The sequence below is a fragment of the Mediterraneibacter glycyrrhizinilyticus genome (genome assembly GCF_015560805.1).
Lineage (GTDB): Bacteria > Bacillota > Clostridia > Lachnospirales > Lachnospiraceae > Schaedlerella > Schaedlerella glycyrrhizinilytica_A.
The window spans coordinates 7,315-20,978 of record NZ_JADMSO010000009.1 but is presented as its reverse complement, the minus strand read 5'-3'; the positions used below and the strand labels follow the sequence as shown (position 1 = coordinate 20,978).

The 13,664-nt window shown below is 40.8% G+C and carries 9 protein-coding genes; all 9 read left to right on the top strand.

The window, feature by feature from the left end; all coding sequences use genetic code 11:
• The first annotated feature begins 161 nt into the window (after window positions 1-161).
• Window positions 162-1,583, top strand: coding sequence for a family 43 glycosylhydrolase (locus I2H87_RS09905; RefSeq protein ID WP_054703542.1), 1,422 nt, complete (start codon window positions 162-164; stop codon window positions 1,581-1,583).
• A 51-nt stretch (window positions 1,584-1,634) separates the two neighbouring features.
• On the top strand, window positions 1,635-4,040 hold the full coding sequence (locus tag I2H87_RS09900) for a glycoside hydrolase family 2 TIM barrel-domain containing protein (protein ID WP_195609847.1): 2,406 nt from the start codon (window positions 1,635-1,637) through the stop codon (window positions 4,038-4,040).
• 16 nt (window positions 4,041-4,056) lie between these two features.
• Window positions 4,057-5,442, top strand: a complete 1,386-nt coding sequence (locus I2H87_RS09895; protein WP_117550322.1) for an MFS transporter — start codon at window positions 4,057-4,059, stop codon at window positions 5,440-5,442.
• Between the two features lie 6 nt (window positions 5,443-5,448).
• A complete protein-coding gene (locus tag I2H87_RS09890; RefSeq protein ID WP_195609846.1) occupies window positions 5,449-8,037 on the top strand; it encodes an alpha-L-rhamnosidase in 2,589 nt (862 codons plus the stop codon).
• A 77-nt stretch (window positions 8,038-8,114) separates the two neighbouring features.
• Window positions 8,115-9,059, top strand: coding sequence for an alpha/beta hydrolase (locus I2H87_RS09885; protein WP_054703550.1), 945 nt, complete (start codon window positions 8,115-8,117; stop codon window positions 9,057-9,059).
• 56 nt (window positions 9,060-9,115) lie between these two features.
• Window positions 9,116-10,609, top strand: coding sequence for an MFS transporter (locus I2H87_RS09880; RefSeq protein WP_054703551.1), 1,494 nt, complete (start codon window positions 9,116-9,118; stop codon window positions 10,607-10,609).
• Between the two features lie 74 nt (window positions 10,610-10,683).
• Complete coding sequence (locus I2H87_RS09875; protein ID WP_117550318.1) at window positions 10,684-12,267, top strand: GH39 family glycosyl hydrolase; 1,584 nt, start codon at window positions 10,684-10,686, stop codon at window positions 12,265-12,267.
• A gap of 280 nt (window positions 12,268-12,547) precedes the next feature.
• A complete protein-coding gene (locus I2H87_RS09870; RefSeq protein WP_054703555.1) occupies window positions 12,548-13,342 on the top strand; it encodes a Uma2 family endonuclease in 795 nt (264 codons plus the stop codon).
• A gap of 62 nt (window positions 13,343-13,404) precedes the next feature.
• Window positions 13,405-13,664, top strand: a 260-nt coding sequence (locus I2H87_RS09865; protein ID WP_195609881.1) for a helix-turn-helix domain-containing protein, incomplete at its 3' end; no start/stop codon positions are given.

Sequence of the window (13,664 nt, the reverse complement as noted above, 5' to 3'; positions counted from 1 at the left end):
AAGAAATTACAAGATTAGTTTCATGAGAGATAAGAAAGCGGGAAAAAATTCATATAAGAATAGACATTTGGTATATGGTTTATTCAAAAATTTGAAGAAAACAGTAAAATAAAATGCAGGGATAATATGTTTGATAAGATTGAAACAGGAGGTACACGAGTGTGAAAAAACTAGATTTTGCATGTAACCCATATTTACCCGGCAAAGAACATGTACCGGATGGTGAACCGCATATTTTCGGGGACAGACTGTATGTGTTTGGATCTCATGATGAACTAGGATCCGACCGGTATTGTACAGGAAGTTATGTAGGCTGGTCGGCTGCCTTAAATGATCTGGGAAACTGGAGGTATGAGGGAGTTATTTTAGAAAAAGGACAGGATCCATACGATCCGGAGGGAACAAAGGATTATTATGCACCTGATGTGGCACAAGGACCAGACGGGAGATACTATCTGTATTATTCTATAGAGGGGAGTATGGTTATTTCCGTGGCAGTATGTGAACAACCGGCTGGAAAATATACTTTTTACGGACATGTGAAAGATCGGGATGGGCATGTGATCGGGTCAACACAGGGAGATGATTACCAGTTTGATCCGGCGGTGCTTATAGATGACGATGGAAAAATCTATCTTTATTCCGGACAGGGATTGCCGATTTCGGAAGTAAATGGGAGACAAATGAAAGGCGCTATGGTTTACGAATTAGAAAAAGATATGCTGACTATAAAAGGAAAGCCCAAAATCGTGACGTCAAACACGGAAAATGTATTTGAGGAGAATCGTTTTTTCGAAGCATCTTCTATTCGTAAGATGGATGGAAAATACTATTTTATCTATTCTCCACTTCCGAATACTCATTTATTATGTTATGCGACGAGTGATTATCCGGACAGGGAATTTGTTTATGGAGGAGTACTTGTATCGAATGCAGATATATTTCCGGAAAAGGAAAATTGTCAGGAACCGATGAATTACTGGGGAAATAATCATGGAAGCTTATTGAAGATGGCGGAAAAATATTATATTTTTTATCATCGTAACTCTAATCGGACCCCTTATGCACGGCAAGGATGTGTAGAACAGATTTACAAGGATGAGAATGGCGGTTTTATACAGGCAGAGCTGACGTCGAATGGAATGAATCAAGATGCATTTCCAATGAAAGGAACGTATCCGGCTTACATTGCATGGAGATTGCAGAAAAAGAAAATGGATCCGTTTGTTCCGTTTCAATTTCTTAAATACAGTGAAGCAGATCCTTATATTGCAGAGACGGAAGATGTGGAAATTCCCTATATAGCAAATATGCAGGAGGGCGCAAAAGCCGGATATCGTTATATGGCATTTGATGGAACGGAAAGCCGATTTTTTGTAAAGATACGAGGAACAGGAAATGGGGAGATTGTTGTAAGTGTAAATGAACAGGAATTTGTACGGATTCCTGTAAAAGCAGCAGCGGAATGGACGGAGTTTGAGGCATTTTGTTCAATGGATATCGTGAATATAAAAAAAGGAGACATATGTATGACTTATCATGGGAGTGGAAGTATAGATATTCTTTATTTAGGAATGAGGTAGCAGTGCTGTTCATAAAAGGAAAGAATGGAGAAAGGCGACGAGAAGTATATTATGGTTATAGAGAATTTTAATTCCAATTGGCTTTTTTATAATGATATACATAATGACGGAGAGCATATTGTACAACTGCCCCATGATGCAATGCTTACGGAAAAAAGACTTCCGGGAATGAAAAACGGCGCAGCAGCCGGATTCTTTCCGGGAGGCAGATATGTGTACAAGAAAAAATTATTTGGGAATCCTGAATATAAAGACAAGGCGATTTACTTGGAATTTGAGGGGATATATATGAAATCCTCCGTTTATTTGAACGATGTATTAGTTGGCGGCTGGAATTATGGATATACGGGCTTTTATGTGGATCTGACAGATAAACTAAGAATAGGAGAAGATAACGAAATTAAGGTGATTGCCGACAATTCACAGACACCAAACAGCAGATGGTATACCGGAAGCGGGATTTACAGAGATGTCAACTTAATAGTTGGTCATAAAAAACATCTTCCTTTTCATGGAATCCGAGTAATCACAGAATCTATTGAACCGGCGGTGCTTCGTATAAAAACTGAAATGGAAGACTTAACAGGATGCGGCATATCTATTCAAGTTTGTGAGTTAGATCAAAGTGGCAACGAACATTTTGTCGCGGAGGGAACAGGCGCAGATTGCAGAATCGAAATTCAGGATGCAAAGCTTTGGAATGCAGAACATCCTGATTTATACAGCGTGTATGTAAGACTAAGTGAGAATGGTCGTGTTCTGGATGAGCAAAGAATCGTGACAGGAATCAGAACATTGAAGTGGTCTGCTGAAAAAGGCTTTCAGATCAATGGAAAAAGTGTCAAGCTCAGAGGAGGATGTATTCATCATGATAATGGAATCCTGGGAGCCTGTGCATACAAAAAAGTTGAATTCCGGAAAGCAAAGATACTGAAAGAGGCAGGATTTAATGCGATCCGTTCAGCACATAATCCGATCAGCAAATCGATGTTGGAAGCGTGTGACAAAATAGGACTTTATGTGATGGATGAGGCATTTGACCAGTGGAAGATGAAAAAGACAGATTATGATTATGGTTTGTATTTTGAGGAAGATTGGGAAAAAGATTTATCAGCAATGGTGTTAAAGGATCGGAATCATCCATCGGTAATCATGTATTCCATCGGAAATGAAATTGCAGATACAGGAAATCCGGACGGCGTGAAATACAGCCGATTATTATCGGAATGCTGTCATAAGTATGACAATACAAGGCCGACGATCAGTGGAATCAATCCGGTGGTTTCGGTTATGGGCGGAGCGATGAATCGATCAAATTCTTCCAGAGAAGATGTTGTAGATCCATATAAAGAGGCAGAAAACGCACAGGCAACTGCCAGTTTGTTAGCGAATATGATTGCGACAGCGGCTCCGTTTATTTCAAGATGGATGGGCAAACCGAAAAAGGTGGAAAAACTTTTGAAGCCATGTCTGGATGCGGTTGATATTGCGGGATATAATTATGCAGATAATTGTTACATGCCGCATCATAAATGGAATCCGGATCGAATCATGATCGGAACGGAGACCTATCCGCAGTCTGTTGCTGAACGCTGGCAAATGATTCAGGAGAATGATTTTATTATCGGGGATTTTATGTGGACGGCAATGGATTATCTCGGGGAAGCGGGAATCGGAGTTCCGATTTATGGTCAGAGTAAAGGCGGTTTTAATCGACCGTACCCATGCATAAGCGGAGGATGTGGTGTGATTGATTTACTTGGACATATGGAAACAGAGGGGTATCATGCGGCAATTGCCTGGGGGCAGTATAAAAAACCATATATAGCCGTAAGACCGGTAAATCATTCCGGAGAGGACTTCTTTTTTGGAACATGGCGGGGAACGGATGCAGTTTCAAGCTGGAGTTGGAAAGGAATGGACGGGCGAAAAGCGGAGATAGAAGTGTATAGTCCCGGAACATATGTAGAACTTTTTCAGGATGGAGTATCTCTTGGAAAAAAGGAACTGAGATATTGTAAAGTAAAATATGAGGCTGTATACACACCGGGAAGTCTTGAAGCAATTGCATATGATAATATGGGGAAACGGATCGGAAATCAGATATTAAAAACAGCAGGGGATCAGACGATATTCAACGTGATTCCAGAAGAAACAACACTAAAAGCAGATGGACAAGATATGACGTTCGTCTCTGTGGAACTTACAGATGATGAGAAGATTGTAAAGATGTTGGAGGATAAAAAAGTAACAGTCTGTGTAAAGGGGGAGGCAGAACTGCTGGGAATCGGAAGCGGGCAGCCTGTAACAGAAGAAAAATTTACAGGGAACAGTTATACGACATATTTGGGAAGAATGGGATTTTATGTAAGAAATACCGGAAAACCCGGAAAAGCAGAAATAGAAATAAAAGCGGAGAACATTCCTACATATACGTTACAATTGGAATTTGAGTAAAGGAGAAGAAGTTATCATGAAAAAACAGTTAACTTTACAGGAAAGGGCACAGAAATTCAGTCTGAAAAATGCAGTAGGATATGCATTGCAGGATGGAACGAATACACTGGGAGCGTTGTTAGTTTCTTACGTTACATTTTATGCGACGGATAGTTTGTATCTGTCCGCAGTATCAATAGGTATGGTGTTGGCTTTTTCAAGAGTATTTGATGGGATTACGGATTTGTTGGCAGGGGCTTTGATCGACCGCACCCGTACCCGGTGGGGAAAGGCGAGACCTTTTGTACTGGTCGGCTTCTTATATTGGGTGTCTGTCGTTGCTATTTTTTCAACGCCGGAACGATTTTCGGATATAGGAAAACTGATATGGATTTTTGTTACTTATAATTTATGTAACGCAGTATTTAACACACTGATCGGCGTAAGTAAAGGTGTGCTGCTGAAACGAACAACGGTCAGTGATAGTGCCCGTATAAAAACATTAACAATGACATCATTGCTTGTAAGCTTGGCAGCGATCGTGATTGCTGTGGTGTTACCTTTATTGATCGCTAAAAACAATACGCCGGGCGGATGGAGAATGCTGGCGATTGGTTTTGCTGTTATCGGATGTATTTCTACGGCAATTACATTTTTCTGTTGTGTGGAATTTACTGAAGATGAATTGGTTGAATTGGGACTGGAAAAAGCCGGACAGGGAAAGGAAACAAAACTTTCTTTCAGAGACTATGGGCGTGCAATTATAAAAAATAAATATATGGTAATTTATGTGGCACAGTATGCGGTTGCGATGCTTGCTATGGGATTGTTTAACGGAGCAGGAACCTATTATTATTCTACAAATCTTGGGGATTTAACGTTGATGTCAGCAGTTAGTATGGTTTCGTTTTTATCGTATCCGTTATATCCGATTTATCCGAAGATTATTGCAAAAATCGGACCGATCAACTTTACAAGAGCGACGTTTTTGATTGGAGCTATTGGATTTGCGGCAAGAGCAATGGTTGGAAATAATTTGGTCCTGTTATGTGTTTCCAGTTTTTTTGCAGGTTTTCTTTTGACAGGAATCAATCTTGTGGGACAGGAAATTACAATTCAGTGTATGGATTACAGTTATCTGAAAAATGGAATTCGCGCAGAGGGTATTTATATGGCATTGACAGGTTTTACATACAAAGCGGCAATGGGTGTTTCAAGTGCGATTATGGGATTTTTGTTAGGAATTGCGAATTATGATGGAGCACAGTCTGTACAGCCAACGTCTGCACATATTATGATCAACCTTATGTTTAATATTATTCCGGCAGTAGTGGGGGTTTTGATGTTCTTCACATTTAAATCGATTCGTGTAGGCGAAGAAAACCAGAAATTAAGAGCGGCATTGCAGGCAGAAGAGGAGTGATTAAAAATGTTACGAGCAATTAAATTGAGAACAGAATATTTGGAAAATCCTTTAGGGATTGACATTAGGCGTCCAAGATTTGGCTGGAATCTGACTGGAAACAGTATAAAGCAAACTGCTTTTGAAATCCGTGCGGCACATACAGAAGCGGAATTGGAAACATGTATAGTATGGAGCAGCGGAAAAATCATGTCTGATCATATGCAGCATCATGTTTATGGCGGAGATGAACTAAAGAGCCGGGAAAAGGTGTACTGGCAGGTAAAAATCTGGGATGAAAATGATGAACCGGGAGAGTGGAGTGAAGCGGCTGTTTTTGAGATGGGGTTGTTGGAACAGTCCGACTGGAAAGCACAGTGGATTACAGGAGATTACGAAGCAAAGGTTTCTGAGCGTTATCCGGCAGATGAATTCCGAAAGGTATTCAATGAAGATCTGGAAGATATGGTAAGCGCGCGTTTGTACATATCAGCATGTGGAATATATGAAACATATCTGAATGGAAAACGTGTTGGAAATCAGGTCATGACACCGGGATTGTCCTGCTATGATGTCAGAAATCATTATCAGACATATGACGTGACATCGTTGTTGAAATCGGGAGAAAATATCTGGGATATTTCTTTGGGAGACGGGTGGTTCCGGGGAAAAATGGGAGTATTTGGTTCCACCTGTGTTTACGGAGACACAACATGTGTGATTGGACAATTGGAGATCGAGAAAAAGAATGGAACAATAGTTACAGTTGGAACTGATACTAATTTTGCATGGTCGAATGACGGACCAGTTCGCTTCAATGACATGAAAGACGGAGAAACTGTTTCGGGCAGAAGTGTTCCGTCTTATCTAGGAAAAGCGAAATTGACAAAATGGGATTCGATTCTTTGCTCGGCAAATAATGTTCCGGTACTTGAACAGGAGACATTCGTACCTGAAGTTCTGAAAACGCCGGATGGTAGTACCGTATTGGATTTCGGACAGAATCTTGCCGGTTATATGGCATTTTCGATTCATGGAACAAAGGGACATACAGCCAGAATGCAGATGGGTGAAATGTTGGATGAAGAGGGGAACTTTACCGTTCATAATTTGATTACAGAAGATACCAGTCCGGATTTTATTCCCGATTATTGTGATGATACCCGTTTCCAGACGGTGGTGTATATATGCGGAAGCAGTGAAAGAGAATACTGGAAACCGAAATTTTGTGTGCAGGGATTCCGATATGTGAAATTGGAAAACTGGCCGGAAGAGGTGAAGCCGGAACATTTTCAGGCAATTGCCGTATATTCGGATATGGATGTGACGGCAAAATTTTCCTGCTCCTCGTCTGATGTGGAGCAACTGGTGAAGAATACATTGTGGAGCATGAAAGGAAATTTTCTGGATGTGCCGACCGATTGTCCGACCAGAGAGCGTGCACCATGGTTGGGAGATGCGCAGTTGTTTTTCGATACAGGATGCTATTTGATGGATTTTACTGCATTTTTCCAAAAATGGATGCGGGATGTATTTGACGATCAGGCGCCGGATGGAAAGGTTTACAATATCGTTCCGCGTGGCGCGGCTCATGGGGGAATGAATGAGTTTGTAGAGGGATCGAGCGGTTGGACAGACGCTGGAATTTTGATTCCATATCGTTATTGGAAACATTTTGGCGATATTCAGATGATACAAGATCACTATAATTCTATGAAAAGATTGGCGGAATTTATGATTTCCAGAATGGGAGATACCTCCGATCCGGAACTGGATCAGAAATTAGTGCCCAGTGAATACAGGCGGTATATTGTAACGACCGGATTTCATTTTGGGGAATGGAATGAACCGGGAAGTTCCCCGACGGATGTGGTATTTCCGAAATTTGAAGAGGCAACCGCATATTTGATCTATTCCTTACGCTGTATGTCAGAGATGGCAGAAGCAATCGGAGAAAAAGCCGATGCTGAACGATACGGCGATATTTCAAAAAAGGCGAAACGTGCATATCAGTTCTATTTTATCAAGAATGATAGAGTTGAATCGAAAAGAATGTGTCAATATGTGCGACCGCTGGCGTTGAAGCTGATAAATGATCAGTCTGCGAAAAATGTACAAGATGGTTTGAAGAATATGGTTGAAGAAAGTAATTACCATGTCGGAACCGGATTTTTATCGACGCCGTTTGTTTTGAATATGCTTTCTGAGGCTGGAGATACGGAAGCGGCATATAAAATGCTGGAAAACGAAGAATATCCAAGTTGGATATACGAAATTAAACAGGGAGCAACAACGGTATGGGAAAACTGGGATGGTGTGGCATCCCGGAACCATTATTCGAATGGAGCATGCTGCGACTGGATTTTTAATACAGTCTGCGGAATCAGAGTTGCAGGAGAAAATCGATTTGAGATTGCTCCGGTTCCGGGAGGAAGTCTGACAGAGGCATCACTGGAATATCAGAGCCTGTATGGAAAAGTGTGCTGTGCATGGGAAAAGGATGGGGAGCAGATAAGATATACGGTAGAAATTCCGGTCGGATGTGAAGCAAAGATTCGAATTGAGAAATGCGGCACTTATGAAAGAGAGGCTGGGAAGTATACATTTGTAATATAGTAGAAAAATAGGATAAGAGCAGGCGAAGATGGCTGAATATACAAGCAAAATTTCTGTTGGAAAGGAGGCAGAAAGCTATGAGAAATAAAAAAATAGAATCGCTGGAAGAAAGAGTCAGAAAAAATAGAGAGAATCTGTCAAAACAGGATGCATGGGCAAGGAGCATCGAAAAAACGGATTTTATGGATCATGTAACAGTGGAAGAACATTCTTATGGCGAGGGAAAACGAGAACGTTTGGATTATATATATACGAAAGCGTGCAAAGAGCTTAAACGACCACTATTCTTTTATATTCACGGCGGTGGATGGATTGCAGGAAACAAGGAGTCAAGGCGGAATTACTGTGGTAAATTTGCGGATAGTGGATATTTTGTTGTAAATATTGAGTATGATCTTGCCCCGGAAGCAAAGTTTCCGGTGGCAATCAATCAGTGTATTCGCGCAGTGGATTATGTATTAGACCATGCAGAAAAGTATCATCTGGATACAGATAGAATTGCAGTAGGTGGAGAGTCAGCGGGGGTATATTATGCGGCATTTGTTTCGGCTATATCAAAGAATAAGGAGATTCTGGGGGAATTGGGGCTTCCACAGATGCGGAATGCGAAATTTGACGTTAAGGTGAATATGTTTAATTGTGGGGCAGTCGATTTTAAAAATATGGCAGAAAAGGGATTCCCGGATGTGGATTTGATGTTAGAAGCATTTACCGGATATCCAGTGAAAGAAATACTTGCAGAAAACAGGAAGAAAGAGTTGGAGAAAATGCTTCCTTTTTCTTACATAAATGAAAATTATCCGCCTACATATATGATATATGGAAGTTTGGATTCACTTCGGTTTAATACATTTAAAATGGCTGAAAAGCTGGAACAGTTAGGCGTTCCTCATAAAGTATATAAGAGTACCGGGGTATTTTACGGACAACATACAACGACGATGATTTTTAAGAGTACTAAGGCATTTTATGTCTTCGATGAAGTGGTGGCTTATATGAATCAGATGCTAAATGAAAGATAAAAGGTATTGTACACTTCTATATAGTAAAAAAATTTGTGGAGAAGTAGGAGAACAGTATGATAAAAGAAAATGTAAGAGTAAACGTTGAAGATGAGAAATTCTCAGGGAAAAAAGCATTTGGATTTGCCTTAACTCGTGCAAGTTCAATCCTATCCAGCCTGCTGATCGGTCAGATTACCTATTTCGGTACGAATAGTTTAGGTCTTACAGCGGCTGCAATTGCATCCGGAATGGGGTTGAAAGCGGTGATAGATGCGGTTACGGATTTATTTATGGGGGTGATTGTAGATAAGACAAACACAAAATGGGGAAAAGCAAGACCGTATTGCCTGTCAGGTGTTTTGGTATGGCTGTGTGTGTTGGCAATTTTCTTTGTGCCGACAGGGATGTTTGCAAATATGGATTCCGACTCGCGTAATATTGCATTGGTCATCTATATTACTCTATTTGGAACTCTCGCGAGTGCTGTTTTTGAGACAATGAGAGGCGTTGCTTTTGATACACATTTAAAGCGGAGTATCGTAAAAGATGATAACCGGGTAAAAATTATGACAATTGGGGGAGCGGTGTTTTCAATAGGGTCATTGGGATTGCAGATTGCGCTGCCGGCAGTAATATCTGCTTTTCATGGATCACAAAAAGGGTTCATGATTCTTGCAGGGATATTCGGCGTAATGGGTATCACAGCAAGTATTGCATGTTTCTTTATGTGTAAAGAATATACACAGGAAGAATTGAATCAGTATTATGGTTATAAAAAAGATGATGTTCAAGAAAAGATATCCATTTCCAGCTTTTTAAAGAGCGTTGTAAAGAATAAATATATTTTTATGTGGACAATCTTGAATTTCTTTTTGATGATGAATCTTCTTGGAGCATTTAACAGTGGACAGTATTATTTTCAGTATGTATTTGGCAACCTTGGGGCATTTTCTGCAGTTATGGCGATGTCGGCGATTGCTTTACCGGTTGTATTCTTTTTGCCAAAGCTTTGTAGAAAATATGGAGTTATCAATATTGTAAAAATTTCAGTTGTGTTTGAAGTAATAGGGATTATTATTAGAATTTTGATTCCAAAGAGTCTGCCGGTACAGTGTATTTCCTATTTTCTGTTTCAGCTTCCCAATATACCGATTGCGTTTGTAGGTTCACAGGTGACGATCGAGTGTATGGAGTATGGAAGTTATAAATCAGGTGTCATTGCGGAAGCAATGTATTCATCCTTTATCAGTTTTGCACAGAAGATTGCGACAAGTATCTCATCTTTTTTACTGGGAGTGATTCTCACAGCGAGCGGATTTGATATGCTTACAAAAGCGGTTGCAGAAGGAGGATTTACAGATTGGGCTGAACTTATGGGACAGGGAACTGGAGCGATAGAGCAGTATGTTGCAGGTGGAGTTGAGACTGTAAATCACGTTATGACAGGAATAAGTATTATTTACAATTACATACCGTTGGCTCTTGCAGTTATAAGCTTTATTCTTCTTCTTTTCTTCAATCTGGAGAAAGATTTAAAGAAATTGAGAGCAGAACATGGCGTGAAATAAAGGAAATAGCGGCAGCATATAAAGAAAGAGGCATAGCATATAGGAGAGATATTTAAGATTTGGGAGAACACATTATGGAAATTCAAATTAGAAAAAACAGTAAAAAAACACAATTAAACAAACATTGGCAATATTGTGTGGGGAGTGGTCATGCTCCGCTTGCATTACGGGCAGACTATCTGCGACAATTAAAACAAGTTCATGAGGAACTGGGGATTCAACGTGTGCGTTTTCATGGGATTTTTAACGATGATATGCAAGTGGTTATGAAGTATTCTGATTTAATGCCGCTTCCGGGTGCTGAAAAACTTGTACAGGTATCTTTTCGCAAGATAGGTATGGTCTATGATAATATTCTTGCATGTGGAATGAAACCATATGTGGAACTTTCGTTTATGCCAAAACATCTGGCTTCTTCGGATGCAAAATGTGCGTTTTACTATGGAGGATGTATCGCGCCGCCGCGGGATGATGAAGAATGGATAGGGTTTATCAAAAAGTTCGTTACATATTTAATTGACAGATATGGAGCGGAAGAAGTGGAAAGCTGGCCGTTTGAGGTATGGAATGAACCGGATGTATTCGTGTTTTGGGCGGGGACGAAAGAGCAATATTTCCATTTATATGAGATTACTGCCCGGGCGATTAAGGAAGTGGATGATAAGATTTGTGTCGGAGGTCCGGCTGCTTCCGGAAGTAAATGGGTCGGAAGTTTTATGGCATATTGTAAAGAACGTGAGATACCGGTAGATTTTATTTCCAGCCATCAATACGCCGGAGATCCGATCGGGGGCGTAGAGTCGACGGAAGATCTTGAAGCAGAGGGAAATCCACAGGCAGAAATGCCAGATTTGCAGTTGATGGAACATTTGTTCGATGGTATGGAAAATAGTAGTATACTTGACGGATTGAGGAAGATGATGCCTGATAAATCAGAATTGACGGACATTTCAAATAACGGATTCCGGCAAAATGCCGCAGTTGTAAAGTCTCAGGCTGAGGGGCTTCCAATATATTATTCAGAATGGAATGAGAATGCGATCTTTTCGGCATACACAAATGACACAAGGAAAGTTGCGGCCTATCTTGTGAAAGTGGCTCTGGATACGGAACCTCTGATTGACGGATCGTCTATTTGGTGTTTTTCCGATATATTTGAAGAATTTTCAGAATTTCCACAGGAGTTCCACGGAGGGTTCGGACTGATGACTCACAGTGGAGTGCCAAAGCCACAGTATTATGCGTTGAAAATGCTGAATGATCTTGCGGAGAATCGTTTGGATTTGGGCGACGGAGCAACAGATCAGGAGATTGGAGTTGCGGCTTTTTCCGGGAATGGAAGAATCCAGATTTTGCTATTCCGGCAGAAGATGAAAAATCTGGATTTACCAAAAGAGAAAGCGACTATCTGCGTTGAATTAAATAAAGAGCCTTACAATGTATTCCTGGAGCGGATCGATGAAGAACATGGAAATCCACTGAAATTGTGGGAAGAATGGGGAAGTCCGGAAGATTTAAAACCTGCGGAGCAAGAAGAACTCATCAGACGAACCAGGATGGAAAAAGAGTCGGCAGAATATGTCTATGAAAATGGACAGGTAGTGATGGGAGCTGAACTTGCGGTAAATGATATTTATCTGTTTACAATTATAGAGTAAAAACAGAAAGAGTATGGAAAATAGAAATGCGAATCCCTCGTAGGTGATTAGTGGATAAGAACACTAATATCTAGGAGGGATTCGTATTTTAATGGTTCATATTTAAATAAATTAATTAGTTATTCCGGTAGTTGTTCTGAATGGTTACAAAATGGAAATAATATTATTGTAAAATGGAAATGAAAGGTTGATTATGGAAAGAATAAGTGATAGGATAGAGGTAAGTAAGATGGAATACAGTCATAAATGTGTGAGATGAATCAGGAAGAGGAGTAAGAGTATGACGATCGAACAGATGAGAGAGCGGAAGCAGGAATTAGGATATACTTACGAGCAGATCGCGGATCTTTCCGGAGTTCCGCTCGGAACAGTGCAGAAAGTATTCGGCGGTGTGACTGCATCGCCGCGTTATGATACATTACGTGCACTGGAACGGGTATTTCAGAAAAAAGAGCCGATGTATGTAAAAGAATCTGCACTTCCTTATGAAGCGGAAGCACGAAGAGAAAAAAGGCAAGGGGAATATACGGTGGAAGATTATCGTGCACTGCCGGAAGATCAGCGAATGGAACTTATCGACGGTGCACTTTACGATATGGCAGCGCCGACGGGAATCCATCAGATTGTAGGAGGGAGAATCTATACACTGTTGAGTAATTATATTTTAGAGCAGAAAGGAAAGTGTCTTCCGATGTATGCGCCGATCGATGTACAGCTGGACTGTGACGAAAAGACGATCGTGCAGCCGGATGTACTCATTCTATGCGACGTGAGCAAATTATCCGGAAATACAATCGTAGGGGCTCCGGATTTTATCGTGGAGATCCTTTCTCCATCCACACGGAAAAAAGATATGTTTATAAAGCTGGAGAAGTATATGACAGCCGGAGTACGTGAGTATTGGATGGTGGATGTGGAGAAGAAAAAAGTACTGATATATGATTTTGAACATGAGAATTATCCGATACTCTTTGGATTTGACGCAGAAGTTCCGGTGGGGATTTTTGAGGGACAGTGTAAGGTGGACTTTGGAGAGATCTACGAATATCTCCGGTCATTTTCGTTGGTGGATTAAGATAGAAATTAGGGATTTCAATGGATAAGAGATCGGAGACGAGAAAGGATGGAAAGGCAAGTATGACGATCGAACAGATGAGAGAGCGGAAGCAGGAATTAGGATATACTTACGAGCAGATTGCAGATCTTTCCGGAGTTCCGCTCGGAACGGTGCAGAAAGTATTCGGCGGTGTGACTGCATCGCCACGTTATGACACATTACGTGCACTGGAACAGGTATTTCAGAAAAAAGAGCCGATGTATGTAAAAGAATCTGCACTTCCTTATGAAGCGGAAGCACGAAGAGAAAAAAGGCAAGGGGAATATACGGTGGAAGATTA

What these genes read in the sequence shown, in the direction of transcription:
- I2H87_RS09890 (WP_195609846.1), top strand. Translation starts at nt 5,449, where the DNA reads ATGTTACGAGCAATTAAATTGAGAACAGAATATTTGGAAAATCCTTTA.
- I2H87_RS09885 (WP_054703550.1), top strand. Translation starts at nt 8,115, where the DNA reads ATGAGAAATAAAAAAATAGAATCGCTGGAAGAAAGAGTCAGAAAAAAT.
- I2H87_RS09880 (WP_054703551.1), top strand. Translation starts at nt 9,116, where the DNA reads ATGATAAAAGAAAATGTAAGAGTAAACGTTGAAGATGAGAAATTCTCA.
- I2H87_RS09875 (WP_117550318.1), top strand. Translation starts at nt 10,684, where the DNA reads ATGGAAATTCAAATTAGAAAAAACAGTAAAAAAACACAATTAAACAAA.
- I2H87_RS09900 (WP_195609847.1), top strand. Translation starts at nt 1,635, where the DNA reads ATGGTTATAGAGAATTTTAATTCCAATTGGCTTTTTTATAATGATATA.
- I2H87_RS09870 (WP_054703555.1), top strand. Translation starts at nt 12,548, where the DNA reads ATGACGATCGAACAGATGAGAGAGCGGAAGCAGGAATTAGGATATACT.
- I2H87_RS09895 (WP_117550322.1), top strand. Translation starts at nt 4,057, where the DNA reads ATGAAAAAACAGTTAACTTTACAGGAAAGGGCACAGAAATTCAGTCTG.